We start from the raw sequence: 25,005 nt of genomic DNA, 5'->3' as shown, positions 1-25,005 counted from the left end.
GAATGTCATTGTTCCTGCTGAGGAAAAATAAAAAGCGGTGATGGTCTATGTACAAAAGCCTTGGAAATGATGGCTAATCGTTTATATGGAGAATCATGCAAAGCTTTGGGATTCGAGAGGAAGCGGTTCAATCAAGCAATTATTTCCCTTAGCTCTGGTCCTCCTCCTCTCCGGGCAGTTTCATTAGGCTGAGGGTTTTCCTCTGCTGCCCGCTTAACTTATCCTTGTTCTCCTCCAGGATCTTATCAACTATCTCCAGCACTCGCTGCGCGGCCTCTATGTCTGGGTACTTCAGCAGGAATGGGACCCCGGCATCGTTGGCCTCGCTTATCCTTGGATCCATCGGTATTCTGCCTAGGAACTGAAGGCCCTCCTGCTTGGCCATTTCCTCCCCAATGCCCCTCCCGAATATGTTGTACGTCTTGCCGCTCTCGGGGCACGTGAAGCAGCACATGTTCTCCACAATGCCAATTATGGGTATCTTCAGTTTCTTGGAGAAATCAATGGATTTCTTGACGATTCTCATCGACACGTCGCTGGGGATGGTGACTATCACGCTGCCGGTCATTTGATCGCTCAGCATTTGAGCCATGGTGAGTGGAGCATCTCCAGTGCCGGGCGGTAGGTCTATCAACAGCGCATCCAGCTCTCCCCAGTCCACGTTGCTTAGGAAGTCATCAACGGCCTTGGCCACCAGTGCTCCCCTCCACACGACGGCGGTGTCCTCCGATGGGAGGAGGAAGTCCATTGAGACCACCTTGATGCCCAGCGGGCCAACGGCGGGGATTATGACTTGCCTCTTATCGTCGAGGTACAGGGACGTGTTGGTTAGACCGAGTAACTTGGGTATGGTTGGGCCATATATATCCGCGTCCAGCACGCCTACCTTGAGTCCCCGCAGCGCGAATCCCACCGCGAGCGACATGGTCACGAAGCTCTTCCCGACACCCCCCTTCCCGCTCATCACGGCTATCTTCATCTTCACCTTCTTCAACGAGTCTGTCTTGCTGAGCTTTATGGCGCTTGGGGCTGGCTTGCCTTGCTGGCCTTGCACGTTTACGTGAACTCTGTCATTGGACATATTAGGGTCGATCAAAAACGACCTAATAAATCTTTACAAAGTGACTAAACATCTTGCTTCCTTCTTTATGGTAGTGAAGCCATTAGGTGAGCAGGCAATAATATTAGACATCTATTATGTTCAGAATGGGAAGACACCCCATTATATTGAATGGAGTTTCTCGTTTGCCTCCATGGGGATTATTTGAAACGCCACGTTTCGCCGCGGCTCACGGAGCCATCGTTGAACGCCACGTGATACCTATGGTACTCGCCGTTCCCCAATTCATTGCACTTGCCCACCATCATTGGCTTGTAGTGGTCCACTATGGTTGATGAAAAATACGCGATGCCCCCGTCGGCGTCGCATTTATAAAGCTTGTAATAATTAATCGCGTTCTCATTTTCCTGGAAGGGCACGTGATAGCTGCCCGTTATAATTGATGCTCTGCCATCGCTTATTATAGTGATTCCCAGATTGGCGCCGGTCTTGGTTCTTCGCAGTAGCCAATCCATGCTGCTCCAGTCCAAGTCGTCCCTGACCTGCCTAGCCAGCGCTAGGTTGGCGATGTACGTATCATTGTACTTGCCCAGCTCCTCCCCTGGAGGCAAGTATTTCCTCATCTCGTCCACCGTGAACGATCCATTGTGTATCATGTATAGCTCCGATCCATTAATGGTTACGGCCCTGACGGGGTGAGTGGAGAAGATGTTTCTGGGAGTGCCGCTGCTGGCTGCCCTGGCGTGCATCATTAATATAATGGGTGATTTGACAGAGGCTTTAACCAGGCCCTTAACGATATTCGGTGCATCCTCTTCGAAAATGGGATTCGTTGACCTGTGATGGACTATCATGGGCTTACCATTTTCGATGGATATAAATAGGAACCCCCAACCATCCCTATGTCTTTTCTCTCCGTATAATTTATCTCCATAGGGATCCATGGAGGCGGCCTTAGCCAACGCCTCCGCTGTCTCGACAATCGTCTCCTCCGCATCATTGAATTGTCCAATGAGCACGGCCATTCTGCACATGCCTTCATCTATGGTTGCCGCTTTAAATGCTTTGGGCTGTGCTTCCTTATTTAAATCCGAGAGCCTTGCCCCCTTGGTGGGAAGAGGTTAGATTATTGGTTCTTCCCTTGTAGTTAGTTGGTTTGTCCCGCGGTTTGTCTGGGATCACCGGATGAATATTGTCCAATAAATCATAATTGCAATAAGAGAAAGGTTTATAAATGCCTTGATATTTTCAAGCAAAAAGTTTAAAATGAGTGGAATGATGATGAGCTCAAATTCCCAGAACTCGGGATCCGGGAATGGGGGATCCGGGAAGTCCCTCGACAAGTTTAAAATGCTGCGCAACGGAAATGAAATGGAGTTCGTCAAGGAGAGCGGAGAGAAGCTGGTGTGCCCGAGCTGCGGCTCCACCACGTTCATATACGACTTCGAGAACGGGCAAATAGTCTGCGCCAAGTGCGGTTATGTGTTGGAGGAGCACATACTGGATCTGGGGCCTGAGTGGAGGGCATTCACGCCTGAGGAGAGGGATTCCAGGGCTAGGACGGGCGGCCCGGTCAGTAGGTTGACCAGCGAGGCGTTGACGACCACGATAAATTGGACCACTAAGGATTACAGCGGCAGGGAGCTAGACATAAAGCGGAAGCTGGAGGTCCTCAGGTTCAGGAAGTGGCAGCAAAGGGTTAGGATACAGACCAGCTACGAGCGCAACTTGGTTCAAGCCGAGAACGAGTTGAAGAGAGTATCGTTCCAGCTGGGCATTCCAAAGGCATGTGAGGAGGAGGTGATGACCATATACAAGGACGTGCTGGAGAAGGGATTGGTGCGGGGGAGAAGCGTCGAGGCCATAATATCGGCGTGCCTCTACATGGCTTGCAGAAAGATAGGCACCCCCAGGAGCTTGGATGAGATCTCCCAGTTCACCAGGGCATCCAGGAAGGAGGTGGCCCGGTGCTTTAGGCTAATAGCGAGGGAATTGGGGGTGAGGCTGCCGCTCAGCGATCCAAAACAATACGTGCCCAAAATAGTGGAGCAGCTTCGATTGGGCGGGGAAATCCAGAGGGAGGCCTTGAAGATACTGGAGGAGGCCAAGAAGAAGGGCTTGACGGCCGGGAAGGATCCGGCGGGCCTGGCGGCCGCCGCCGTCTACATAGCCTCCCTCCTGAAGGGAGAGGTGAGGACCCAGAAGGAGGTGGCTCAAGCCGCTCAGGTCACTGAGGTAACCGTCAGGAATAGATATAAGGAGTTGGCCAAGGAGTTAAGCATAAAGATACCAATTAAGTAACCCTTTAATGCACATCCCCGGAATAAAATACAATCATTCTTGTTTTTTATGCAGCATAGGAAGCGAGTACCTCATCAAGTCGACTGGAGAGTACATAGTCAAGGTTAATCCACATCCATTCAACAACGGCCACGTGGTGGTTATAAGCAATGAACACAAGCCGCTTGGAGAGGTAACGCCGCTGGAGCTCTTCTCTATGCTTAAGGAAGCAGCATCTCTAATGCGGCATCTACGACACATATATAATCCCCAAGGATTTAATGTGGGGATCGTGAATAAGCCCCACGCCGCGATACACGTGGTGCCTAGATGGAATGGTGACGCCAGCTTCGTGGCGGTCGTGTTCAATGCAAAGCCGGTTCCAGAGCTGCCCGAGAAGACTAGGGATAATCTATTGAAGGAATTGAAGGTGAACGGCCAATGATTGTTTCCCTCGTGGTCGACATGCTGTTCTCCATAATAGTGCTGGTGATGACCTTCGGCATATTCAACGGATTGATATATGATTACAAGCTGCTCTCCTCCCTATCCCATCTACTGGATAAGAACATAAAGATAAAGCTCAGCGGCGGTTCACTGGATCTCTCATTCCTATCATCTATAATAAAGGGAGCCAAAATAACCGGAGTATACCTTGATAGCCCGGAGTACGGCAGCACGTTCACCGAAGGAGATAAGGCAACGGTTAGGTTCAATGTTAATGCCGTGGAGAGGAAAAACATAATGTTGAACATTAAGGTGAGTATTAACGGAAAAATGGATGTTTACTCCGTGAAGAAAAAGATGAGGATAACCCTGGAGTGATAAAAAAGAGGACAATCCTCGCCCTTCAAGGCGGGGAGGAGGTCAGTTGGGCTATTGCTAGCGGTGATGAACCACGGGCGTGTTGGGGCTTTGAAGGCGGGAAGCTCCGCCCTAAAGGACGGAGCGTCTCACTTCTTAACCGTCTCTATCGATACCAGTATTGCAAGTATGTCCACCAATAAATTGGAGAGCGGGGTCACCAGTAAAGTGACTATGTACGCCGCGTATAATTGCGATAATTGCGAATAGAGAAGCCACGCGTTTAGTATCATGTCCACCAAGAAAATGGATGTCCCTATGAATGAATTGGTGGGCCCCACCAAGTAATCGAATAGTGCCAGCACGGCGAATAGTATCATTAACGTAAAGAGCATAAATGATGCGAAGATGTATATTCCCTTAAATGGATCTATGCCGTATAGGAACTCCACCAGCACCAGTAATAAAGCCTCCAGTCCACGCATGCCGCTCATAACTCCATATATCCTATACATTAAGGCAATCCAACGACAGCCTGGATTATAAAAGGTTACCTAAAGCCTAGCCTCCCCAAATAAATGGTTTTTCGACCCCGCCGTACCCCGCGACAGCAAATTAACTATATAACGTAACGATGGAAGCGATTGGCCGGCCAGCCGTAGGATCGTCGTGCATTCCCCCTCCCCGCTTTTAGGAAGGGAAAGCCTCAATTCACCTCATAAAGGGCCAATGCGTTGATTGCGGCAGCATGGCGGTTAACCTGGAGGATTATTGATACTGCCTTCAGCGACGCACTATGTGGTTCGACCGGCATCCCTGGAGTTGCCAATGATGGTGGGAGCTCGTTCAGAATTCATTGCGGTCTAATCGCTACAAAAAGCTTTTACCCGGCTTATCCAGGTGAATCAAATGGAATATAGGGAGTTCGGTAAGACTGGGGTTAAGGTATCAGTTATAGGAATGGGGACATATTATGACCCCATGTGGATATTTCTTTCCAGGCTGGGGGTGTATAGGCAGAGGGAGAGCAAGATAGATGCGATGAAGGCCGGCCTAGATGGTGGAGTAAACCTGATAGACACGGCGGAGATATACGGCTCAGAGCCCCTCGTCGCCGAGGCCATAAGGGATCGTCGACGGGATGAATTATTCATAGCGACTAAGGTTTGGCCCACCCACTTATCATGGAATAAAATGGGCAAGGCAATCGATGGAAGTCTAAGGAGGCTTGGCCTCAAATACGTGGATTTATACCAAGTGCACTTCCCCGGTAGAACGTCGATAAAGGAGACCATGCAGAACATGGAGAAATTGGTGGATGCCGGAAAGATACTGCACATAGGGGTCAGCAATTTCAACATGAATCAATTAATGGAGGCGGTCACCTCGTTGAAGAAGCATGAATTGACTGCAGTGCAATTGAATTATAGCTTAGCGAATAGATCCATTGAGAAAGACATAGTTCCCTACTGCATGAAGGAGGGAATAGCGGTGCTCGCGTACTACCCCCTCGGCCACGGAAAGCTGGCCAGCAATGCAACGCTGCGTAGGATTGGAGAGAGGCTTGGAAAAACGCCCGCCCAGGTGGCACTGAATTGGTTGGTGAGAAAAGGCGCATTCCCGATACCCAGGGCATCCCGCAGAAATCACGTTCTGGAGAACCTAGGCGCAACTGGGTGGTCCCTCGATGATGCGGCCATCAAGGAATTGGAGGAGGAGTTCAAGCCATGACTGGGGGCAAGCACCCCTACCCAATACCAGGCATTATATTGAGCCCGCTTGGCAATAGAATCAAAACAATTACTCGAATGAGCATTAATTAAAGGCAGTAACGCTGGTATGTATATTACCTATACGCCTTCTGCCGCTTGCTGCGCGCGTGCTTCAGGCCCGGCTTCTTGGGCTCAGTTCTCCTGTGGTCTCCCTTTATCATTGATTCATCGTAGACGCTGAACAGGTTGTATAGGTTCTGGTCTTGGAAGTACTCCAGCAATCCCCTGGCTATGGCCATTCTGACGGCTGATGCTTGGCCCATGAACCCACCGCCCCGAACCGATATCTCTATATCCACCGATGACGCTAGCTTGCCCGCCAGTATTATGGGCTCCATCATCTTCAGCCTGGCCATCTCTATGGGCCATATCTCCACCGGAACCCCGTTAATCCTCACCCTGCCCACGCCGCTCTTCACCACAGCCTTAGCTATGGCCGTCTTCTTCTTCCCAACAGCCACAACGACCTTAGCCCCCTTAACCGATTGAGTGATGGCATTCGGTATTGCCCGTATCCTCCTGGCTTCAGCGGTTACCTCCCCGCTTCCCCCCTCTTGCATTTGCTGCTCTGCCATGGTGATCACCTAGCCCCCTCGCCCTGCGTCGCGGGCGGCGCATTTGCGTATGGAGACGTCGGGGCATAGCTTATTTGATCCTCCAACTCCCTGGAGACCAAGAAACCAGGCGATGTAACTCGCCTGCCGGCCACTGCGACGTGGCCGTGAACTATCATTTGCCTTGCTTGGTACATCGACTTAGCCAAGCCTCGCCTGACGACCAGGGTTTGAAGCCTCCTCTCTAGTACCGCCCTTATGTCCAGCGATAACACGTTGTCCAACGGCACGGATGTATCATTAATGAGTCCCTGCCTGTACAGCCTCTCCTTGAATTGATTCTCAGCCTCCTCCCTCTCCTCCAAGGGAGCGGAAAGCAATGCCCTCGCCCTCTCCTTCGTCCTCCTCAACAATGCCCTCGCCAGCCAAAGCTCCCGCTTATTTCGAAGCCCGTACTCGCCCAGCAGCTGCAGCTCCTCCCTAAGTAAGTCCTCGTTCCAGGCACGCCTTGGTTTTCCATAGATGTATTTCTTTCTTGATTTCTTGGGATCTCCCATCACTTACCACCGCTTCCCCCGCCTGCCCCGGGCATTGCCTTCTTCTTGGCCACGCCCACGGTTCCTCCAAGCCTGCCCGTGGACCTTGTCCTCTGCCCCCTAACCTTAAGCCCCAGATTGTGGCGTATCCCCTTCCAAGTCCTCAGCTTCCTCTCCAAGTCTATATCCCTCCTCACGTATAGTATCAAGTCCGCGCCTATCAGGTGCATGTCCTTGCCCGTCTCCACGTCCTTCGCCCTATTGACGAACCACTTGGGGGCTATCGAGGCCACGTTGTTCACGGCCCACTCCAGCTTCTTCAATTGATCATCGTTCAACAAGCCGAGTTTCTGGTTTGGATCTATTCCCAAGTACCTGCAAATGGCCACGCCGGTGGATATGCCTATGCCCTTTATCTTAGCTATGGCGTATAGGGTGGCCTTCTTGCCATCCAGATCCGTGTTGCCTATGCGTATAATCTCCCTAACGCTGCTCGACATGCGGGAGTAACCCATAACTTAGGGTTTAAAAACAATGCTATCTCATTCGCTGGAGAACCCCTCATTCACCGCTTAAATTAAACGCCGCGATCAAGCAGCCCTAGGGCCTTCATCAAGCATATGTATCCGCGTTGGGCAATGGAGTGGCCGGCGCAGTTGCTCCATGCTTGATCAAGTCGATTATCTTGATGGCATTATGCCTCGACAGAAATCTATTGTTGTTGCCGCAGTAGGGGGAATATATGCACTTGGGGCACCCATCCTCGCAGTTACAGGACGTCAACACCTCCCAGGCTATGCCCAAGGCCTCCTCGAGCCTGTCCATGAGCAGCCTCGTCACGCCGGACCCTCCCGGGTGGGAGTCGTATATTACCACGTGGCCCGTTGGAAGGGAGACGCCGCCCATATCGGTTGGGGCAGCGTTGGTGACTAATTCCCCCGCGGAGATGAGGACGTGCTCCACAGCATGATAGGCCTTCGCGCTCTCCAACAAGTTCCGCGCCTCGAAGTTGGAGAACGAGTGTTGGGGGAGGTACAATACCAACCCCTTAGTCTTAAACCCGTAGGATACTGGCTCCACCCTCTCCTCGCCTAGATCCCCCCGATCCAGCGACTTCTTGACGTACCCCACCACGGTCTCCGTTATGGTGAGCTCGGCGAAGTGGACGGGGACCTCGAGCAGCTTGGTCTCCTCCATCACGTTAGTTACCTGCGGAAACGTGGTGTATAGAGGCCTCGTGATGAAGCTTGCCTTAACGGGTTTAACCAACGCGGACCTAGCATCCAACCTGAGCTCCTGCACCTCATAGGACCGCCCTCCATGTAGGTATATAGCTCCCCTATGCAGCTCCTTTATGGCGAAGGGCAATTCCCGGTATCCCAACAACTTATTTCCATCCATTATCTTCACGACGTCGCCGCTTCCCCTTATCGTGATGAAGTTCTCCAACGCCTTCCTGCCGGCGGCCGTCGGCCGCACCCACCCCCCTCTCACCTCAGCTAGGCCCCGCGACTCAAGCTCGGCTAGGACGCCCAACTCGAACTCGCTCAGCTCGCCCTCGCTGATCCCGGACTCCGCCGATGATGCCAATAGGTGAAGCAATGCAACATCTGGATTATAGGGCTCGCTGAACATGGGCTCCGGGCTTCTTTCGTAGAATTCCGCCGGGTGGCGGGCGTAGTAGGTACTCATGGGATCATCACCCAACACTTGAATCACGTACGACAACTGCCCCTGCCTCCCCACCCGCCCGCTTCTCTGGACGTACTTGGAGAAGCTGGGGGGCGAGGTGGCCAGCACGGCTGCATCTATGCTTCCCACGTCTATTCCCAGCTCCAGCGTGGGCGTGGCGATCAGCGCGCGTATCTTTCCCTCCTTGAACTCGTCCTCCGCCTCATGCCGCTCATCTACTCGTAGGCCGGCCCTGTGAACCTTAACTAAGCCGCCCCAACTCCCCCTATCCATCATCATCTTTGCCTCCTCCACTAGCCTGTGGCTGTCGGCGAACATTATGCACGACATGCCGGCTTCAAGGCACTTCTCCAGCGCCTTCACGGCCGCCTGTAGTCGGCTTAATCCTATGGGCTTTACCATGATGTGCCGCACGACGCCCCTCCTGTGCTGGGGGCCCGCTACAAGAGATGCTGGGGCGTCTATTACCTTGCTGAAATACTCGAGGGGGTTACCTATCGTGGCGGTGGCAGCTATGAAGCTGAGGCCATTGTTTATCCGCCTCATCCTCCTCACCAGGTAGTGAAGATGGGTTCCCAGCACACCATTATAGACGTGGAACTCGTCGAATACGACGTATCGCGTATCCGCCAGCGCCTCCCTGAACTCCCTCACCCGCGGCATGGCCGCGTTTATCATGTCGGGATTAGTCAATATTATCCGTGCACGGCCGCTGTATACGGCATCGCGTTCATCCCTCTCGGAGTCTCCATCATACACCACGGGCACCACTTCGATCGACGATAGGAGCGCATTCATCCTCCTCTCCTGATCCCGAGCCAGGGCCTTGGTGGGGTATACTATTATGTGCCTCTCTCCATTCATGAGCGATCTGGAAACCAGGGGGGCAAGGAATGCCTCAGTCTTTCCAGAACCCGTGGAGGAAACTATTATCACGTTGTCCCCGGCAATTATGTGCCTGGCCGCCTCCACTTGATGGCCATAGAGTCCCCTGAAGCCCAGCTTGGAGAGCACATCCTTGACTCGAGGATCGAGGGGTGCCTCCTCCATATCTATTAACTCCTCATCGCTGCCTCTCTCCTCCTTGACGAAGAGCACTTGAAGTCTATTTTCATTAATGGATTTAATGAATGCGTCCTCCCTCATGTACCTTGCCAAGTCTAGGCGCCTTTGAATGTAAACCACCTCGCCGGGACCACCTGGGCCGCCTCGTTTCTCAAGTACTTCAGGTTAGCGAGGGCCCTCGCCCTCAGCTTGTCGGGGCCCGTGGATGAGGATTGGCTCCGGAGGAGGGGCACTAACCTGCCTTGGCATTTCGGGCACTTCTTGAGGGGGGTCTCGCTCTCGTAGTCGACATAACATGACCTGCATCTATACATGTTTCCCCGGCGGGGAGGCGATACGACCAGACGGGATGTTAAGGGAAGGGAGTAGAGGAGCACGCCGTCTATGGAATCCCGCATGCTCTCCACCTCCTTCGAATGCCTCCGCAAGGCATCTATGGAGGTTTCTAGCAGTATCACCGCGTCTGGATTCACGGGGTAGATGAACTCCATCAATGCCCTCCTGAGATCCCCCGCGTCCAACCTATCCCTCATGCGTATTATTGCTCCTTTTGAGGAGGAATTAAATTCGTGTAGGTACTTGAATCCATTCAAATCCATTATTGGAATCCCTACGTCCAGCTTGACCTCCCCGCCCACATCATTCAGGACCCCATCCAAGCCGCCGGCTGCACCTGCCTTTATGAAGTCGTTCCAAGGAAACGCCAGTTGGGAGAGAGGGGCGTAAACGGGGAGCTTCGCGAGCATTCTGGAGTAAAGCACGTTTGATGCGATGGATATTGCCATGTTCAATTGATATAATCGTTGATAGTCCTCCACCATTAATTCCTTAAGGACGGCAATCGGTTCCCCCTCGAAGATGGGAGTCCCATCCTCCACCACGTAGTCGGGGGATAGGTCCTCTATGAACCAAGTGCCGGCGGCCACGCACCACGGATTGGCGCAGCCATCCAATCTAATCCATCGCTCCACGAAGGGGGGAAGTTCACGTCCAGCTTATAAACTGTCCGTACCCAAGCCCAGCCCTCCGGCGGTCCCCGCTCCATACGCGATGCGGTTAATGGGTGCCCACGAGCGAGTCTCGCCCAACGCCGGGGAATGCCCGTATTAGGGCCCCCCTCAACTATATGTTGACTGTTATCTCGACCTCGCTTCCATCAGTTAATCCCAGCGTCTCCCGGAGGTTCTTCTCCGCCACTATCTCCACCACGTCGGGTCCGTGGTGGGTTCTCTCTATTATAAGCATGGCGCAGGGCAGCCCCTCAATGCTGCACCTGAAGCATTTGACGGCCCCATAGGACCTACTGCCGTTGCTGAACCCCTCTATGACTATGCCGGGCAGCCTCTCCAAGTACAGCCTCTCCCTCAAGTATTCATTGTTTAGCTTCACGTTGAGCGTGCCCGGGTAGGGGTTTATTCCCAGCTTCTCAATGAACTGCCTCCGATATCCCTCCAGGCTCATGTAGAACTTACCCTCCCCCAGCCCGGACACCACCCTCCCCCTAACGGTTAACGTGATGGACTGTCCCAGGTAATTGCTGACTATCGCTATAACCTGCTTCAGCAACTCGCTGCCCTTAGGCGTTAGCTTAACCTCTATCCTATCCCCGGGCGGCCTCGCTATTATGCCATCCCTCTCCAGCCTCCTCAGCATCTTGGATAGATTCTGGGGAGTGGTTCCCAACTGCCCCGCCATCCTGGTGATGTTTATCTGCTTGGGTTCCATGTCGTTGACGCCGTTAATCACCAGCACCAATAGGTAAGGTATCTTTCTCAAGTCCTTGTACTCCACCCGAATCGATGCATCAGCCATGAATTAATCGCTCAGCCCCCCTTTTTAATTGGTGAGCCCCGACCCCCTCCTACTGCGGCTCAACCATCCTGAGATACCGAGCCCCCTTGTAGAAGGGCCTATCATCGCTTGGAGGCTTCGCGTTGCCCGGCACGCACACTATCTTAGCCGCCTTGGACCTGGCAACAAGCCTCACGGCGTACTTCCTATCCAGGTAGCTGAGCACTTGACAGGCCCTGTGCATGAGCACCAAGTTATCGTCTATTGCAAACTCGTATTGATGGGCCTTTGATATCGACGATAATATCTTGGACACCAAGCCCCTCACCTCCTGTACGTACTGGCCCACCAACTTATTGGCCTCCTCGCCCAAAATGGATGGCGATGACCAGGCATTCATCAATGCGCGGAGCGGGAGGCGGGGCATCTTGCCCTCCTCGGTCTCGGCGGCATTCATTGCCATGTGGGCCTCAGCCAGTAGGTACAGCTTTGTCAAGTTAACGCCGCCCAACCAGGGCGACGGGACCAGCAAGTAATCCAGGTAAGCGCTGCCGAAGCCGTTGGGCAGGGAGTTGAGCAGCGCCTGAAGCGCGGCCATGGGGGGTCCATCCACGGCGGTAGCCCCCATGATTAAAGGCCAAAGGCCGAGGCCAGCGTCGCTGCCGGATATCGATATGGAGGCGGGAACGTTGGATAATATAACGTTCCTATCAATCCCTTGAAGCCGCTTCAATGCGTCGTGCGGCGGCCCATCATCCAAGATCTTGCCCACGACGGCCAATGTGGCTATCTTATCCCCAATGCCCGTCAGCGACCATGCCTGCATCCACTCGCGTATCTGAACGTTGCTGGAGGAGGCTATTCTATACTTATCCACGGAGTCCGTTATGTAGAGGACGGAGGAGCCCGAGAAGGATAGGTTGGGCACGTTGTTCTCCAGCCCTATCAATATGGAGCCCCCATAGGAGGAGACCAGCTCCGAGACCCTCCTCGATACAGCGGAGGAAGCGAATGTCAGGTGCGTTTCGAGCCCCGCCACGTACCTGGATAACAGGAACGAGAAGGCCAGAAGCGAGTCATGCGTGGTGGGGGCAGCCACTATCAATAGAGGATCATTGCTTCTCAGCAGCGATAGCTCGTTGGGGACTTGCATGATATCATACAGCCATGGAGAACTTCTCCGGCGCGTACTGGAAGTCCGCCGCCAACCTCCCGGTTCCCTTATAGTACCTAACCAACCTGCGTATCTTGGACTCGGTGAGTATTAGGCCCTTCTTAGCCGACATATCCTTCGGATGCTCGTCCAAGTGCCTCCTTATCTTGAGGGCCTTCTTTATGAGGGACATCAAGTCCTCCGGTATGTCGGGGGCTAGCTTGTTCTTGGCTAGAACATCAGTTATGCTCCTCCCAGTTATTGGCTTGGCAAGCGGTATGCCGTATTGATCCCTCAATATTATCCCGATCTGGGACGGCGTGAAGCCCCTCCTGTACAGCTCAACTATCAACTGCTCCGTCTCCTCCGACGTATACTTAAGCCACTGCGGCGGCGACTTATTCGGGGGCCTCGTGGAGCCACTGCTTCCTCTCTTATGCCTAGATCTATGAGGCATACTCAAAGAACCCTCCGGCTATTGTTTATAAATTTAGGGGTTAAGTACCCCCCTCGATCAAGTGTCCACCCCCCTCTCCATCAATGCCTTACTAATACTCTGACCCCTTACCTAAGGGCGGGGTTCCGGGGTCCTTGAGGCGCGCTCCTGTCGTTATTCCGTCGCTCTCCCAGTATTGCTGGGGTGGGCCCCGCTCCCCATCTTATGGATTAATAGGGAAGGGCAATTACTCCCCCTCTAAGATAAAAACTATCCCGCCTTTTAAGGCTAGGCTTGCCTACTTCTTCTGACCTCTTCCCCGCCTTGAGGGGGTTCCCCCGAGGTCTGGGGGGTTACGCCCCTTTAACGGGCGCTACTCCGTTTCCCCTACTGGTATTGCTGGGGTAGTCGGCCCCAGCCCCCCATCCTCAAAGAATTAACCGAGGGGGGTGAAAAACCGACAAAACATGACCTGAAAACCCACCCCAGCCCCTAGAAGGAGCGAGTTGCTTAATCGTGAGGTAATCGATGAGTAGGTATACGTGCTCCTTATATACGGCGTGAGCAGCTGCCACTACAACCTCAGCGTCCCTGAATAGTGCCCTGGCCTGGGCGCCATCAGCATCAACGTCTATTTTCTTAATAATAGAATCAATGTGAGCGATTCACCATTTTCACGTGGAGGATTGATTCCGAGGGGATCAGAGCAGGATTGGGAAACCGCGTTCAGTAATGGTGCGGGGGGTGGGATTTGAACCCACGCAGGCCTACGCCAACGGGACCTCAACCCGCCCCCTTTGACCATGCTCGGGTACCCCCGCCTTAACCTCCCGTGGTTTCAGCATATTTAAATTTAGTAGTTATCATTCAAGCAATTCCTCATCTAGGAAGGAGGAGCTGGGTGGCCTAACGTAGCATGTGTACATGTACGCCCAGATCGGCGGGCAGTGAATTTCGCGGCCTTAACGGTCCGAGATGAGTGTTCACTGAGAGATCAGCCGTGGATCTACGTCATTAGGCGGCCGGGCACGCGCCGCATATCCCAATGCCCTTGCTAAACACGACCGGCGTGTAGTGCGGCATTCCTAGCGTGTTCACGTCCCAGTTAAGGTATATGGTGGCCCAGTCCTCGATATCGCTTGGGCAAGTTAATGCTGAATAGAAGGATGCTGCAGCGTTATCGAAGACCACTTGCGGAGACTGAACGTTTAACGGCGAATATTGATCCGCGAAGCCGCACTTGATCACATAGAATGGAAATGAACTACCATAATCATTTACTTCCGTCATCTCCACCCACTCTCCGGTCTCTCCGTAGAACTCGCCGTAATCCGTGACCGATCCATACGGGATAGGTCCAACCTTCCACTCTCCAGTGTAGTTGACAAAGCCTCCGAAGAACGCCGCGTCTGGGAAGTACTTCTCCAATAGGGGACCGGTTATGTTGTAGATGGCGTATCTCTCTATCGATTCTAAGTATGATGGCCCACTCCCAACAACGTATACGCGCGTGGTTTCATTGTATGGAATTGAGCTCAGCTCATCCATTGAGGCGTAGTTCCCCCTTATCAATATGCCGCCGTAATGCATTGACGAATTGCTTAGCCGCACCACAATGTAAATTAAATTCCCATTCACGATAGATACTATGGGTTCATAATTCATTATTCCATTTCTTCTCAGCGTTTCATTTACCAAGCCCGAGTACTTTAGGAGCACGCCGCTGTATTCTTCGTATGGAGGAGGCTGGGGATTAATCACGCCGATGTATTGCTCAGTTAAGATCGCTGCGGAGCCGCTGGGTTGACCGGTATAGGCAATGCTTACCGCGTATATTGCTAACGCCGCCAGCACGGCGATCACCACTATAACCACAATGCTGAATGCAGCAATGCCAACTCTAAGTCTCACGCCACGGTGGTGGGTGTCACCCTTCATGGCCTTCCTCCATGGAATGACGTATCCATTGAATGTACGATCGCTGCATCGATTCATGGTGGTCCAATCGTTATCTTGCCCGTTCATGAGAATCAAATTATACCTCTATATGTATAAGTCTATAAGTTGGTCTGCCGCACAGACTATATTACCCCATGTTCCTCTGTGGGATTGTACGGCGGGCACCAAAAGAAAATTTTTAATTTCAAGGAATGAATCGAGGCGATTCAATGGAGGCTTTGCTGTATTTGAAGTCGCTGATGAATGAACTGAGGGCTAGGGGGTAGTTCATGGATACCCTGATAATTCGACCCAATGAGTCGATAGAGGCCGCCGCGGAGACGATATTGAGGGGCGGCTTGGTGGCTTTCCCCACGGAGACCGTGTACGGCTTGGGAGCAGATGCATTCAATCCAGCCGCGGTGAGGCGCATATATCAAGTGAAGGGCAGGCCCGCGGATAATCCAAGCATAGTCCACATAGCCTCGCTGGATCAATTGGTGGACGTAGCCGTTGACGTGCCGGATGAGCTGTTTAAAGCATTGAGGAGGGTATGGCCAGGCCCATTCACTGTGGTTCTGAGGAAGTCAAGCAAGGTGCCGCCTGAGACCACGGGGGGACGGGATACGGTTGCCGTGAGGATGCCCGCGCACCCGATCGCGTTGGAGCTGATAAGGAGGTCAAGACCCATAGCTGCGCCCAGCGCCAACCTGTCGGGGAAACCAAGTCCCACCAGCGCCATCCACGTCATCAGGGACCTCATGGGCAAGGTCGACGCCATAATAGATGGGGGCGATACATACTTCGGCGTCGAGTCCACGGTCATCGACTTCACGAGGAGACCGCCCGTTTTGTTGAGGCCCGGCCCATTCACGGTGGAGGAGATACGGGGAGTTATTGGGGATATAGTGGTGCCGGAGTTCGCCAGGGGGACGCGGGAGGCCGATGTGGCATTGGCTCCCGGGATGAAGTATAGGCACTACGCTCCGTCGAAGCCGTTGTTTCTGGTGGAGTGCGGCGACGTTGAAGCCATGGTGGGTAAAGCCAAGGAATTGGTGGAGCGGCTCAAGCAGCATGAAGGCAAGAGAGCGGCGGTGCTCTGCAGCAGCGAGACATGCGGGCAATACGCGGGGGTTACCGTGGTGGATATGGGACATAGGGGGGATCTATACGAGGTTGCCCGCAAGTTATTCGCTGCCCTTCGGTTGGTGGATGACTTGGACGTCGATGTGGCCGTGGCCGAGGGCTTCCCGGAGTTGGGCATTGGCTTGGCAATAATGAATAGGCTGCGCAAGGCCTCTGGGTTCAGCATAATCAAGTGCGGCGATTGAGGGCAAAGTTCCTGAGAAGGATGTCCTCGGCGGAATCGTTGGTTGAGGTTTAATAATTGAACGTAATCTCCATATGCATATATCATTAGAAAAATTTAAAATGTTTAGTTCCAATTGCGTTTAAACATGTTAGGTATCATTCTGAGGTTCATGGAGATATTGATAGCGGGCATTTTCTCGGGCTTCATAGGATCGCTAACAGGGCTGGGGGGAGGCACCGTGCTCACTCCGCTGCTCACCCTCTTTCTGGGGGTTCCCATATACTACGCCACAGGCGCATCGCTGATATCCACAATAGCCACGTCCAGCGGCTCCGCCAGCGCGTACATAAAGGATAAGATAACCAACGTTAGGATCGGGATGGGGCTGGAGGTCGCCACGAGCGGGGGCGCAATAGTGGGGTCCCTAAGCGCGGCTTGGGTTTACTCTCATGGACTGGCGTGGGTCATATACGTCGTGTTCGGCGTGGTTCTGCTGACAAGCATAGTGCCGACCGTGCAGAGGGGGAAGTACGAGATACCGAAGCCCAGGCAGCCGGACTGGAGCACGAAGCTATTCAAGCTCCACGGCAAGTACTACGACGCGGCGCTAGGCCAGGAGATAGAGTACTGGGGTGTTCGTTGGTGGCTTGGTGAGTTTATCATGTTTTTCGCCGGTGTTATTAGTGGTTTGTTGGGTATTGGTAGTGGGGCGCTTAAGGTGTTGGGGCTTGATTGGGCCATGAACCTCCCCATGAAGGTGAGCACGACGACGAGCAACTTCATGATAGGCGTCACGGCGGCGACTGGAAGCAGCATATACTGGTACTTCGGATACATACAACCATTCATAGCAGCAGCAACAGCAATAGGAGTACTAATAGGGGCATTCGCGGGCACCAAGGTGCTAATAAAGTTGACCAACAGATTCATCAGGTGGATATTCATAGCCATACTGAACTTCCTGGGCGTGGAAATGGTGCTCCGCGGCCTCTCCATAGCTAGGATAATCGTGCTGCCGCTGGCCTATGAGTACTCCGCATCCACCGCACTATCAATAGTATTAATAGCGGCTCTGCTGGCCAGGTACGGGAGGAGGCGATGAGCATGGACATGGACTCCGTGATAGGAACCACGCTGAGGATCGGCGTGATAATAAGCATTGTATTGATATCGGCCGGAGTAGCGATAATGCTGGCGAGGGGAGAGGGGCTCGGCTACTCCATAAACGAGATATCCAGCATGAGGAGCCCCGTCAACAGCAGCGTGATACCGGTCCTAAGCGCCGTGGGTCACGCGGCGTCGCTGGATGGGTTGTCGCTGATAGTGCTGGGCCTCGTAGTTCTAATAGCAACGCCTGTGCTAAGGGTGCTGCTGGGCATAGCGTCGTTCGTGATGGAGAAGGACTGGCTCTACGCCGTAATAACCATCATAGTGTTCATTGATCTCATGATAGCCATCTTCATAATACCGGCCCTGCTCAAATAACGCGTTCATTTGATCGCCCGTCGATCATCATGGAGATCAGCACCAACGCGCTACAATCATTGAATGCAGACCACGCCTCCATCTTTTAAACTTAGTGAGGATGGCGAGGGAACGGCATCGCTGAATGGAAATGCCTTGATTATGACTATTGGAGGGCCCAAACATAAACAACAGCATCAAGGCCGCTAATGGCTGGTGAGCGGGCGGGGCATGTAGGTGGGCCAATCATTGGCGGGGCCGTGCCGGCGCCTGGAATTCCATGTGGGAGCAGCGAATTACTTCTTCCTGAGCTTAGCTATGAAGAAGCCCGGCGAATCATTTACGTGGGGATAGAACCTGGCCACAAGGTCTCCCACATCGCCAATGCCCGGCAGTTTCCCAGGCACCGCTACCTCCTCCACTGAGAAACCCAGCTGTACCGCGTAATCCACGTTATCCTCGTTCTCGAGTGGAGTCATCGTGCAGGTGGAGTACACCAGCGTTCCCCCGCTCCTCAGCAATTTGTGGGCGGCCGCTATGAATTGCCTCTGGTACTGCGCCAACGCATTCACTTGCTTCATGGTCTTCTCATCGAATAGCTTGGGCCTCACCCCCAAGTCGCTGCACGGCGGATCTATCAACACGCCATCCGCCGAGTCCGCCAAGCTAGGCAAATCGATGGGCAAGTACCTGGCATCGCCTCTCACCACCTCCCCCGGGAGGCCTAGCCTTTCGAGCGTTTTCTTTGTTTGATCCACCTTCTTGGCATGCCTCTCAACTCCGATCACCCGGGCCTTACCATTTGTTAATTGAATCACGTGACTCATCTTCCCCCCCGGCGCCGCGTTCATGTCAACTATGACCTCCCCAACCCTCGGCTCCAGCACGTGGGCCACCCATTGGGCCGGCAGCGACTGCTCGTAGAACAAGCCCTCCTGGAACTCCCTCAACTCGCGGAGCTTCGGCATGGAGTATACGGACTCAACCACCTCCACCGCCACTCCAGGCGCCCTCCTCAGCATGTCCTTCCTATCCATTCTAGCAATGCCCACCGCAACCACCTCGCCGTTAGGGGCAGCAATGCTCACCTCGGTTCCCGGGAGCAATGGATCGGCGTAGAGGACCCCGGGGCCGTACAGGTTAGCACCTAGGTACGCGCTCTCCGCCGCCTGCTTATTAGCAACCACGACCCTCCTGGCCGGGCTTATCTTGTTGGGGCCCTTGACCGGTATCCACAGGGCCTCACTCAACTCCTCGTCGCGCCTAGCATCAATGCCCCTCCCCCGAAGCGCGGCGGCCAAGTCCCCCGCTGTGGTCTTCATTGTGTTGACCCTTATGTAGTACCTGGACGGCGGGCTCTTCACTGCCCTCATCATGGAATCTATATCCGAGTCCGAGAAGAAGCCGAGCAGATACTTGTAGAGCTCCTCATCAAGCTTAACTCCGTCCAACTCCATCAAAGCGAACGAAGCCCATCCGCTTAAAATCGTTTATCCCAAGCCCTAGTGATCGGCCTGCTTATAAATAGGCCCCACGTCAAACCAAAAATGAATTACTCGACGGAAATGCATTAATACATTGACTTTATGTAATATTTCGATCGGTATGCCCTTCATAGACTACTTGACGGCTATGATGACGCTCTCCATTGCCGTGGACCTGGCCGCCATATACATGGCGTACAGGCTAAGCAACCCGATTCAAAGGGAGGACTCGGCGGGGATGGAGGAGATCAAGTCCATAGGGCTCACGCTCCTCGCCCTGAGCCTCCCCACGCTAATATATGGATTATCGATGTCGATAACATGGCCGCTTCCCGGTGGGTATAACCTGCTCTTCGGGGATCCCTTCGCCTACCTGGGCGTGGTGGCCTTGATGGGCGGATTACTCCTCTACTTCTCCCCCACCAAGTTGAAGGCGGCCTCCCTGCCCGTGGGATTCCTCTCCTTAATCACAATAGTGTACGGCGCCTCCATACTCACCCACGGCCTCACGAGCGAGCCCACGTTGGCCTTCGCCTTCTACCTATTCGAGGGACTCGGCGGAATCTCAATGGCCCTGTTGCTCTTCAAGCAGAATAAGGCAATCGCATACGCGACAATGGCCTTGCTGGCAATAGCCGCCATAATAATCTTGATAGTGGATGGAGGAGCCATATTCCAGCATCCAGCCCTCTTCGCCAAGTACGCGCCGTGAACTCATTAAACTAAAAATAATCTAATTTCTTTCCTTTTTTCATTTAATCCCCAATCAACTCATTGCCGCATAAGGCGTTGACCCTGCTCAAGTCCTCCGGCGAGTCCACATCCATCAATTCCGGGGACCACTCCATTATTAAATCCGCCCAGTCGGAACCGTCGCGCGTTATTAATGACACCCCCACGGGCTCCGTGGATGAACCACGGCGAACCAGCAGCGTCACAATGGATGAATCCATTGAGGCGGCGGCTGACTCAAAATTCCTAACCGCCCTCCCAGCGAACGGCATGTCCGCCGGCACAACGAGAAACGGCTTCCTCACAGTCCTCATCAGGAGGCCCAGATCCGTGGAGTAATCGGAGCCGCTGGTCATAACTACATCCACGCCATTTCTGCGGCACCACTCGATGGTTACGGGGGACCAGCGGCTGGCCGCCACTATCACCCAATGATCCGACAAGCCCTCCACCTCTCTCTCTATGATTGGAGCCCCGCACACTTCCAGCATGGCTTTCTCGGTTCCACCCATTCTACTTCCCCTGCCTCCCGCCATTATTATGACCAGCATGCCGCTAAAGCCCCATGGATCGGACAAGCCCGAGCTCCAACGCCTCCAGCGCGGCGGCCGCCAGCAGCACGACCATGGAGATTGATAGCAGTATCAACCACCTAATCGGATTCACCCGCTCGTGCCTGGTTATGGATAGGCTCACGTCCATTGAGGCGTAGAGCGAGATGGAGTAAGCCAGCAACTCCAGTAGGCCGTGCGGAAATAGTGCGCTTACCGTGTACGCCAGAAACGGCCCGTATATGCCCATTCCCGAGTAGGGATTTAGGGAGGCGGCGGCGTAGCCCAGCACCAGGCCCGTTTCTCCCAGCGAGAATACGTAGGCGATGGGGCCCAGGAAGGGGATGCTTATAGCTAGGTTAATTATAGAGTTATGCTCGAATATGAATAACGCGGTGGTCAAGCCGGCCCCCAAGTGAAGGGACTCCAGGCCGTTGACCTCGGAGGCGAGGTCCAGCACCCCCTCAACGGTCAATGCGTATCCCACTAAGTCCGATGCCAGCAACAACACGAACGTGGCTAAGTAATACAGAAAAAGCATCCTTGTGTTGATGCTCATGAATCTTGGACAAGCGAGGGATTATTAAATATTCAATCAGCCCACCTCCCCGCGTGCCCTTTCATCACAGGCGGTTATCCTGGAAGCTTGTAAGGGTTCAAAAATAAATGCCTAAGGACCTGAATCCAAATAAGTTTAATAACATCTAGATGGAGCTAGGAGCGTGGATTTAGAGGAACTGCGCAGAAAGGCTGAGAGGGCCTTGCAGGCGGAGGCCAGGGCATTGAGTTCTCTATTGGAGATAAGCAGGAACGCGGGGGAGGAGACGGCGGAGTTGCTCTCAACAGTGATATTCGAGACCGCTCTGCATATGGAAATAATGAGGGGCATCATGACGGCGGTGGACTTAACCAGAAGAGCTGGGGAGAGCGGGTTCAGGGGATCCGCTGGACTCAGCGATGTCAGGAGGGAGCTGGGTAAGCAGGATGAGATAGAGCGCGAGGCGTACGAGCTTTATCTGGACTTAGCGAAGACGGAGGAGAATTCATTCGTGAGGGAATTATTCAACGCCATAGCCAGAGACGAGGAGGTTCACCACGCGTTGCTGAAGTACGTTGAATCGCGAGCATTAAGCGGTCCACCTCATGGGTAGGTTTAAAAACGGGTTTACGGCACTACATTGATGCGTGCCGGCATAGTGGCGTTCGCCATCGCCTTGACGGTGGGGGCCATGTTGTTATTGGCGATGTACGTGGAGCCGTTAATCGTATCCATAGAGTCCGGCCCGCCCCAGCAAACGGCATCGGTGGTCTCCCCCTTGCTTCGGATAAGCGTGGCCGGATCACTCATAAATGCAAGGCCCGGCGTCCTACTTAGCTACTTGAAGCTGACGGCCTCCGTGCTGGACTTGGTCGGGTTAGGCTTATCCGTTTACCTATTCCTATTCATAAGGAGGAAAGCGTCGTGGAGCAGCATCGTGGATAAGATGAGGGAACAGCCCCTACTCCTCCTGCCTGCCGTGCTGATTGCGATAGCCGTGGTCATGCTCGTCCCCCTCCCCGCGACCATAGCCATGGAAGGCGGCGTGGCCACCATTGCAACCAACGTGTACGGCGTAGCGTCCGGCATACTATACTTCGCGGGAATCGCGTTGGCCGTTCTATTGATTAGGTTCTACGGCTATGATTATGACATAGCGTACAGCACGTTTAACTTCGATATGCTGGACTCGGAGACCATATACATTGATCAATACGACGAGACCGCCGCCTCATGACCGGCCTCCGGCCCTTGGATCAAAGCACTAATGGAGTGGGAATACCATCCCACGCGCAAGGGTTAAACGCTACCATTAATTGAAAATCACTATCGCAGCGCAATGCGCAGAACTTAAGTTTCTGCTCTTCATGTTTAATATAATTCATTGCATATTGCGTGTCCAATTTTTGGTAACGCAGTTCATGAAAATCACACCTAAACACCAAGGATCTCCAATGGGTGATACACCCATCGCGAAATATTTTATTAATTGGATACGATGCATAACGGCGATGTATGGATACAGCGGTAGAATTATCTGGGTGGACCTATCCGGCTCCGTTAGGATTGATGAGGTGAGGGAGCGCGATGCGCGAATGTTCGTGGGAGGCAGGGGCCTCGGGCTTAAGCTGGTTATGGACATGGGGCTTGACGTGGATGCCGTGAACCCCTATGGTCCGGAGAATCCTTTTATATTGGCCACGGGCCCCTTGGGCGGCACCAGGATACCCCTCGCCACCAGGGCCGCCGCCATCTTCAAGTCCCCATTAACGAATAGGTGGAGCTACTCCACGGTGGGAGGCACGCTTGGGGCTTACATGAAGTACTCCGGCGTCGATGTAGTGGTCATTAGAGGAGTAAGCGCCAAGCCCATTCACTTGATCGTTGGGGATGGAAAGGTAGAGATCAAGGACGCAGGGGACTTGTGGGGCTTGGACACGGTGGAGACGGAGCATGCAATAAAGAGGGAGTTCAGGGACGCGGCCGTGTTAACGATAGGACCGGCGGGCGAGAATGGAGTGCCCTATGCCTGCATAGGCCATGAGGAGTGGAGGCAGTTCGGCAGGACGGGGGCCGGGGCGGTGATGGGGAGCAAGCGCATTAAGGCCATAACCTTCGTGCCCACCAATAAGGCGGTGCAAGTGGCCAGTGATGAGGCCTACCATGAATTGGTCAAGGAATTCGGAAGGCTGGCCGTGGCCAATCCAGGAATGGTGGCCTACAGGCAGGGAGGAACTGTGCGTCTCATCGATGTGGGGAACGGCATGGGATTCTTCCCCAGCATTTACTGGACCAAGGTAGTGATGCCGCATTGGGAGGACATTAGCTGGGAGAAGTCGCTGAGGACTAATTACTTTATTAAGAACGGGGCATGCCTGTACTGCCCCGTGGCGTGCCATAAGGTCGTCAAATCAAGCGGGGGCGAGTACGACTTGGAGTATGAGACGGTTATGGCGCTGGGCGGGTTGACTGGAATAAGTGATCCACGGGAAGTAATAGACTTGGCCGAATTGGCTGACAGGCTCGGCTTCGACACGGTGAGCCTGGGCAACTCCGTGGCCCTACTCATGTACCTGGGAGAGAGGGGGCTCGTGAGGGGAGCGCCGTCCTGGGGAGATTACGTGGGGGTCAGGCAATTGATAATCGATACAGCCCATAGAAGAGGGCTCGGCAAGCTGGTGTCGCTGGGCGTTAAGGCGTTGGCGGAGGAGCTGGGCGTGCCTGACTTGGCCATCCACGTTAAGGGCCTAGAGCCCGCCGCTTATGATCCGAGGACCCTCAAGGGCATGGCGCTTAACAATTCCATCTCGGAAAGGGGGGCAGATCACCTATGGTCCTCCGCCTATGCCATAGACATAGCGGGCCAGGGAGGCGGTAGGTTCGCCGTGGGCGAGGAGAAGATAAGGGCAATAATGGATGTGGAGGAGAGAAACGCGCTCTACGACTCCCTGCTGCTCTGCAAGTTCGGGAGGGCGATCTACTCGTGGGACGCCATCAGGAACGCTTTGAACGCCGTAACGGGAATGGGCTACACCAACGATGAGTTGAGGAATGTAGCGCGTAGGATAATAGTCCTCCACAGGTACTTGAATAAGACAACTATGAAGCAAGACAGGCTGCCTCCCAGGTGGCTGCGGGAACCCGTGGAGTACGAGGGCAAGCAGTACGTAGTGGCAGAGGAGGAGTGGTCATACATGGTAAGGAAGTACTACGAGTTGAGGGGCTACGACGAGGAGGGAAAGCCGAGGCGGGAAACCCTCGAGGAGTTGGGATTGCCCAGCGAGGAGACCAAGACGCCGTAAGCCGCAATACCACGACCCCCACAAGGACATAAATTCAATTCGTACCGTTCAATAAGCAGGAAAAGAGAATTATCGAAAACCCAATGGTAGTTGTGGAGAACGTTATCATGGAGCGATGACTTACTGCGTGTCCAATTCTTGGTAACGCATATATAAATATTACCAATATGGATATTCAATACGCATTAATTCCGTTAATGAATATTTAGCCGGGGCCGGGGATTGATAAAGGAGTGGGCAAGCCTAGCCTCTCTGGGGCTGGGGTGGGTTTTTAGGTTCAGTGTTTTGTTGGGGTTTTCACCCCCTCCCTCTCTCGGTTAATTCTTTGAGGATGGGGGGCTGGGGCCGACTACCCCAGCAATGCCAGTAGGGGAGTCGAGTATCGCCCAGTAAAGGGGGCGTAACCCCCAAGACCCCGGGGGAACCCCCTCAAGGCGGGGAAGAGGTCAGTTGGTTTGTTCTCCGTTATGGTTAAGCCACGCATCCGTGAGGATGCGGCATCATTTCTCTATAGCTTTACGGGGCTTAGTGAGTGGAGGAT

27 protein-coding genes and 1 tRNA gene are annotated in these 25,005 nt (G+C 53.7%); 11 read left to right on the top strand and 17 right to left on the bottom strand.

Annotation, left to right across the window (positions count from 1 at the left end):
- Positions 1-148: 148 nt before the first annotated feature.
- Positions 149-1,081, bottom strand: coding sequence for an Mrp/NBP35 family ATP-binding protein (locus ACZ5ZS_RS01015; RefSeq protein ID WP_188596069.1), 933 nt, complete (start codon positions 1,079-1,081; stop codon positions 149-151).
- A gap of 179 nt (positions 1,082-1,260) precedes the next feature.
- Positions 1,261-2,094, bottom strand: coding sequence for a class II glutamine amidotransferase (locus ACZ5ZS_RS01010; protein ID WP_188596068.1), 834 nt, complete (start codon positions 2,092-2,094; stop codon positions 1,261-1,263).
- Positions 2,095-2,341: 247 nt separating this feature from the next.
- Here ACZ5ZS_RS01010 and ACZ5ZS_RS01005 point away from each other — a divergent pair, with 247 nt between their 5' ends.
- From ACZ5ZS_RS01005 to ACZ5ZS_RS00995, 3 genes are read left to right on the top strand one after another with little or no spacing between them, the layout of a single operon-like run.
- Positions 2,342-3,361: a transcription initiation factor IIB gene (locus ACZ5ZS_RS01005; protein WP_188596067.1), complete on the top strand. Its 1,020-nt coding sequence runs from the start codon at positions 2,342-2,344 to the stop codon at positions 3,359-3,361.
- 7 nt (positions 3,362-3,368) lie between these two features.
- Positions 3,369-3,785 (top strand): HIT family protein, encoded by a 417-nt coding sequence (locus ACZ5ZS_RS01000; RefSeq protein WP_188596066.1) that lies wholly within the window; start codon positions 3,369-3,371, stop codon positions 3,783-3,785.
- The gene (locus tag ACZ5ZS_RS00995; RefSeq protein WP_075059884.1) at positions 3,782-4,165 is read left to right on the top strand and encodes a hypothetical protein; all 384 of its coding nucleotides are present in this window, start codon (positions 3,782-3,784) and stop codon (positions 4,163-4,165) included. The genes ACZ5ZS_RS01000 and ACZ5ZS_RS00995 overlap by 4 nt, the downstream gene beginning before the upstream one ends.
- A gap of 128 nt (positions 4,166-4,293) precedes the next feature.
- Here the strand turns inward: ACZ5ZS_RS00995 and ACZ5ZS_RS00990 are convergent, their stop codons facing one another.
- Positions 4,294-4,659, bottom strand: coding sequence for a hypothetical protein (locus ACZ5ZS_RS00990; protein ID WP_188596065.1), 366 nt, complete (start codon positions 4,657-4,659; stop codon positions 4,294-4,296).
- A gap of 394 nt (positions 4,660-5,053) precedes the next feature.
- Between ACZ5ZS_RS00990 and ACZ5ZS_RS00985 the strand changes: the two genes are divergently transcribed.
- Positions 5,054-5,875: an aldo/keto reductase gene (locus ACZ5ZS_RS00985; protein ID WP_188596064.1), complete on the top strand. Its 822-nt coding sequence runs from the start codon at positions 5,054-5,056 to the stop codon at positions 5,873-5,875.
- Between the two features lie 115 nt (positions 5,876-5,990).
- Here the strand turns inward: ACZ5ZS_RS00985 and ACZ5ZS_RS00980 are convergent, their stop codons facing one another.
- The 10 genes from ACZ5ZS_RS00980 to ACZ5ZS_RS00935 form a co-directional block, all read right to left on the bottom strand.
- The gene (locus ACZ5ZS_RS00980; RefSeq protein ID WP_229657650.1) at positions 5,991-6,491 is read right to left on the bottom strand and encodes a 30S ribosomal protein S9; all 501 of its coding nucleotides are present in this window, start codon (positions 6,489-6,491) and stop codon (positions 5,991-5,993) included.
- 5 nt (positions 6,492-6,496) lie between these two features.
- Positions 6,497-7,027, bottom strand: a complete 531-nt coding sequence (locus ACZ5ZS_RS00975) for a 30S ribosomal protein S4 (protein ID WP_188596063.1) — start codon at positions 7,025-7,027, stop codon at positions 6,497-6,499.
- The gene (locus ACZ5ZS_RS00970) at positions 7,027-7,506 is read right to left on the bottom strand and encodes a 30S ribosomal protein S13 (protein WP_188596062.1); all 480 of its coding nucleotides are present in this window, start codon (positions 7,504-7,506) and stop codon (positions 7,027-7,029) included. Before ACZ5ZS_RS00970 ends, ACZ5ZS_RS00975 begins: the two co-directional genes overlap by 1 nt.
- Before the next feature lie 112 nt (positions 7,507-7,618).
- Positions 7,619-9,883 (bottom strand): DEAD/DEAH box helicase, encoded by a 2,265-nt coding sequence (locus tag ACZ5ZS_RS00965; RefSeq protein ID WP_188596061.1) that lies wholly within the window; start codon positions 9,881-9,883, stop codon positions 7,619-7,621.
- On the bottom strand, positions 9,859-10,734 hold the full coding sequence (locus tag ACZ5ZS_RS00960; protein WP_188596060.1) for an FmdB family zinc ribbon protein: 876 nt from the start codon (positions 10,732-10,734) through the stop codon (positions 9,859-9,861). The genes ACZ5ZS_RS00965 and ACZ5ZS_RS00960 overlap by 25 nt, the downstream gene beginning before the upstream one ends.
- A 151-nt stretch (positions 10,735-10,885) precedes the next feature.
- Positions 10,886-11,575, bottom strand: coding sequence for a DUF120 domain-containing protein (locus tag ACZ5ZS_RS00955; protein WP_188596059.1), 690 nt, complete (start codon positions 11,573-11,575; stop codon positions 10,886-10,888).
- 49 nt (positions 11,576-11,624) lie between these two features.
- Positions 11,625-12,707, bottom strand: a complete 1,083-nt coding sequence (locus ACZ5ZS_RS00950) for a hypothetical protein (RefSeq protein ID WP_188596058.1) — start codon at positions 12,705-12,707, stop codon at positions 11,625-11,627.
- Positions 12,708-12,711: 4 nt separating this feature from the next.
- Complete coding sequence (locus ACZ5ZS_RS00945) at positions 12,712-13,164, bottom strand: 30S ribosomal protein S15 (protein ID WP_188596057.1); 453 nt, start codon at positions 13,162-13,164, stop codon at positions 12,712-12,714.
- A gap of 712 nt (positions 13,165-13,876) precedes the next feature.
- Positions 13,877-13,964: transfer RNA gene (locus tag ACZ5ZS_RS00940), tRNA-Leu, on the bottom strand.
- 193 nt (positions 13,965-14,157) lie between these two features.
- Complete coding sequence (locus ACZ5ZS_RS00935) at positions 14,158-15,168, bottom strand: hypothetical protein (RefSeq protein WP_188596056.1); 1,011 nt, start codon at positions 15,166-15,168, stop codon at positions 14,158-14,160.
- A 203-nt stretch (positions 15,169-15,371) separates the two neighbouring features.
- On the opposite strand from ACZ5ZS_RS00935, the gene ACZ5ZS_RS00930 reads away from it, so the two are divergent.
- From ACZ5ZS_RS00930 to ACZ5ZS_RS00920, 3 genes are all read left to right on the top strand, one after another.
- A complete protein-coding gene (locus tag ACZ5ZS_RS00930) occupies positions 15,372-16,412 on the top strand; it encodes an L-threonylcarbamoyladenylate synthase (RefSeq protein ID WP_188596055.1) in 1,041 nt (346 codons plus the stop codon).
- Between the two features lie 126 nt (positions 16,413-16,538).
- Positions 16,539-17,495, top strand: coding sequence for a sulfite exporter TauE/SafE family protein (locus ACZ5ZS_RS00925; protein WP_188596054.1), 957 nt, complete (start codon positions 16,539-16,541; stop codon positions 17,493-17,495).
- 2 nt (positions 17,496-17,497) lie between these two features.
- Positions 17,498-17,878: a DUF1634 domain-containing protein gene (locus tag ACZ5ZS_RS00920; RefSeq protein ID WP_188596053.1), complete on the top strand. Its 381-nt coding sequence runs from the start codon at positions 17,498-17,500 to the stop codon at positions 17,876-17,878.
- Between the two features lie 275 nt (positions 17,879-18,153).
- Here ACZ5ZS_RS00920 and ACZ5ZS_RS00915 read toward each other — a convergent pair whose 3' ends face one another.
- Positions 18,154-19,314 (bottom strand): RsmB/NOP family class I SAM-dependent RNA methyltransferase, encoded by a 1,161-nt coding sequence (locus ACZ5ZS_RS00915; protein ID WP_188596052.1) that lies wholly within the window; start codon positions 19,312-19,314, stop codon positions 18,154-18,156.
- 148 nt (positions 19,315-19,462) lie between these two features.
- Between ACZ5ZS_RS00915 and ACZ5ZS_RS00910 the strand changes: the two genes are divergently transcribed.
- Complete coding sequence (locus tag ACZ5ZS_RS00910; RefSeq protein WP_188596051.1) at positions 19,463-20,053, top strand: DUF981 family protein; 591 nt, start codon at positions 19,463-19,465, stop codon at positions 20,051-20,053.
- A 43-nt stretch (positions 20,054-20,096) separates the two neighbouring features.
- Here ACZ5ZS_RS00910 and ACZ5ZS_RS00905 read toward each other — a convergent pair whose 3' ends face one another.
- On the bottom strand, positions 20,097-20,624 hold the full coding sequence (locus ACZ5ZS_RS00905; RefSeq protein ID WP_188596050.1) for an NTP transferase domain-containing protein: 528 nt from the start codon (positions 20,622-20,624) through the stop codon (positions 20,097-20,099).
- Positions 20,625-20,628: 4 nt separating this feature from the next.
- Positions 20,629-21,183: a stage II sporulation protein M gene (locus tag ACZ5ZS_RS00900; protein ID WP_188596049.1), complete on the bottom strand. Its 555-nt coding sequence runs from the start codon at positions 21,181-21,183 to the stop codon at positions 20,629-20,631.
- A 163-nt stretch (positions 21,184-21,346) separates the two neighbouring features.
- Here ACZ5ZS_RS00900 and ACZ5ZS_RS00895 point away from each other — a divergent pair, with 163 nt between their 5' ends.
- From ACZ5ZS_RS00895 to ACZ5ZS_RS00885, 3 genes are all read left to right on the top strand, one after another.
- On the top strand, positions 21,347-21,775 hold the full coding sequence (locus ACZ5ZS_RS00895; protein WP_188596048.1) for a ferritin family protein: 429 nt from the start codon (positions 21,347-21,349) through the stop codon (positions 21,773-21,775).
- A gap of 30 nt (positions 21,776-21,805) precedes the next feature.
- A complete protein-coding gene (locus tag ACZ5ZS_RS00890; protein WP_188596047.1) occupies positions 21,806-22,399 on the top strand; it encodes a hypothetical protein in 594 nt (197 codons plus the stop codon).
- Positions 22,400-22,673: 274 nt separating this feature from the next.
- Positions 22,674-24,464, top strand: a complete 1,791-nt coding sequence (locus ACZ5ZS_RS00885) for an aldehyde ferredoxin oxidoreductase family protein (protein WP_188596046.1) — start codon at positions 22,674-22,676, stop codon at positions 24,462-24,464.
- 349 nt (positions 24,465-24,813) lie between these two features.
- Here ACZ5ZS_RS00885 and ACZ5ZS_RS00880 read toward each other — a convergent pair whose 3' ends face one another.
- Positions 24,814-24,948, bottom strand: coding sequence for a hypothetical protein (locus ACZ5ZS_RS00880; protein ID WP_268237953.1), 135 nt, complete (start codon positions 24,946-24,948; stop codon positions 24,814-24,816).
- Positions 24,949-25,005 lie beyond the last annotated feature (57 nt).

The sequence above is a fragment of the Thermocladium modestius genome, from assembly GCF_055398215.1.
This window is presented reverse-complemented; position numbering and strand designations above follow the sequence as displayed.

Bases quoted from the DNA above. Each gene is read 5' to 3' on its own strand.
- ACZ5ZS_RS00905 (WP_188596050.1), bottom strand. From the start codon at position 20,624: ATGCTGGTCATAATAATGGCGGGAGGCAGGGGAAGTAGAATGGGTGGA.
- ACZ5ZS_RS00955 (WP_188596059.1), bottom strand. From the start codon at position 11,575: ATGGCTGATGCATCGATTCGGGTGGAGTACAAGGACTTGAGAAAGATA.
- ACZ5ZS_RS00890 (WP_188596047.1), top strand. From the start codon at position 21,806: ATGCGTGCCGGCATAGTGGCGTTCGCCATCGCCTTGACGGTGGGGGCC.
- ACZ5ZS_RS00975 (WP_188596063.1), bottom strand. From the start codon at position 7,027: ATGGGAGATCCCAAGAAATCAAGAAAGAAATACATCTATGGAAAACCA.
- ACZ5ZS_RS00885 (WP_188596046.1), top strand. From the start codon at position 22,674: ATGTATGGATACAGCGGTAGAATTATCTGGGTGGACCTATCCGGCTCC.
- ACZ5ZS_RS01010 (WP_188596068.1), bottom strand. From the start codon at position 2,094: ATGTGCAGAATGGCCGTGCTCATTGGACAATTCAATGATGCGGAGGAG.
- ACZ5ZS_RS00910 (WP_188596051.1), top strand. From the start codon at position 19,463: ATGCCCTTCATAGACTACTTGACGGCTATGATGACGCTCTCCATTGCC.
- ACZ5ZS_RS01005 (WP_188596067.1), top strand. From the start codon at position 2,342: ATGAGCTCAAATTCCCAGAACTCGGGATCCGGGAATGGGGGATCCGGG.
- ACZ5ZS_RS00990 (WP_188596065.1), bottom strand. From the start codon at position 4,659: ATGTATAGGATATATGGAGTTATGAGCGGCATGCGTGGACTGGAGGCT.
- ACZ5ZS_RS01015 (WP_188596069.1), bottom strand. From the start codon at position 1,081: ATGTCCAATGACAGAGTTCACGTAAACGTGCAAGGCCAGCAAGGCAAG.
- ACZ5ZS_RS00915 (WP_188596052.1), bottom strand. From the start codon at position 19,314: ATGGAGTTGGACGGAGTTAAGCTTGATGAGGAGCTCTACAAGTATCTG.
- ACZ5ZS_RS00930 (WP_188596055.1), top strand. From the start codon at position 15,372: ATGGATACCCTGATAATTCGACCCAATGAGTCGATAGAGGCCGCCGCG.
- ACZ5ZS_RS00880 (WP_268237953.1), bottom strand. From the start codon at position 24,948: ATGCGTGGCTTAACCATAACGGAGAACAAACCAACTGACCTCTTCCCC.
- ACZ5ZS_RS00985 (WP_188596064.1), top strand. From the start codon at position 5,054: ATGGAATATAGGGAGTTCGGTAAGACTGGGGTTAAGGTATCAGTTATA.
- ACZ5ZS_RS00925 (WP_188596054.1), top strand. From the start codon at position 16,539: ATGTTAGGTATCATTCTGAGGTTCATGGAGATATTGATAGCGGGCATT.
- ACZ5ZS_RS01000 (WP_188596066.1), top strand. From the start codon at position 3,369: ATGCACATCCCCGGAATAAAATACAATCATTCTTGTTTTTTATGCAGC.
- ACZ5ZS_RS00995 (WP_075059884.1), top strand. From the start codon at position 3,782: ATGATTGTTTCCCTCGTGGTCGACATGCTGTTCTCCATAATAGTGCTG.
- ACZ5ZS_RS00950 (WP_188596058.1), bottom strand. From the start codon at position 12,707: ATGCAAGTCCCCAACGAGCTATCGCTGCTGAGAAGCAATGATCCTCTA.
- ACZ5ZS_RS00970 (WP_188596062.1), bottom strand. From the start codon at position 7,506: ATGTCGAGCAGCGTTAGGGAGATTATACGCATAGGCAACACGGATCTG.
- ACZ5ZS_RS00920 (WP_188596053.1), top strand. From the start codon at position 17,498: ATGGACATGGACTCCGTGATAGGAACCACGCTGAGGATCGGCGTGATA.
- ACZ5ZS_RS00935 (WP_188596056.1), bottom strand. From the start codon at position 15,168: ATGAACGGGCAAGATAACGATTGGACCACCATGAATCGATGCAGCGAT.
- ACZ5ZS_RS00980 (WP_229657650.1), bottom strand. From the start codon at position 6,491: ATGGCAGAGCAGCAAATGCAAGAGGGGGGAAGCGGGGAGGTAACCGCT.
- ACZ5ZS_RS00900 (WP_188596049.1), bottom strand. From the start codon at position 21,183: ATGAGCATCAACACAAGGATGCTTTTTCTGTATTACTTAGCCACGTTC.
- ACZ5ZS_RS00945 (WP_188596057.1), bottom strand. From the start codon at position 13,164: ATGCCTCATAGATCTAGGCATAAGAGAGGAAGCAGTGGCTCCACGAGG.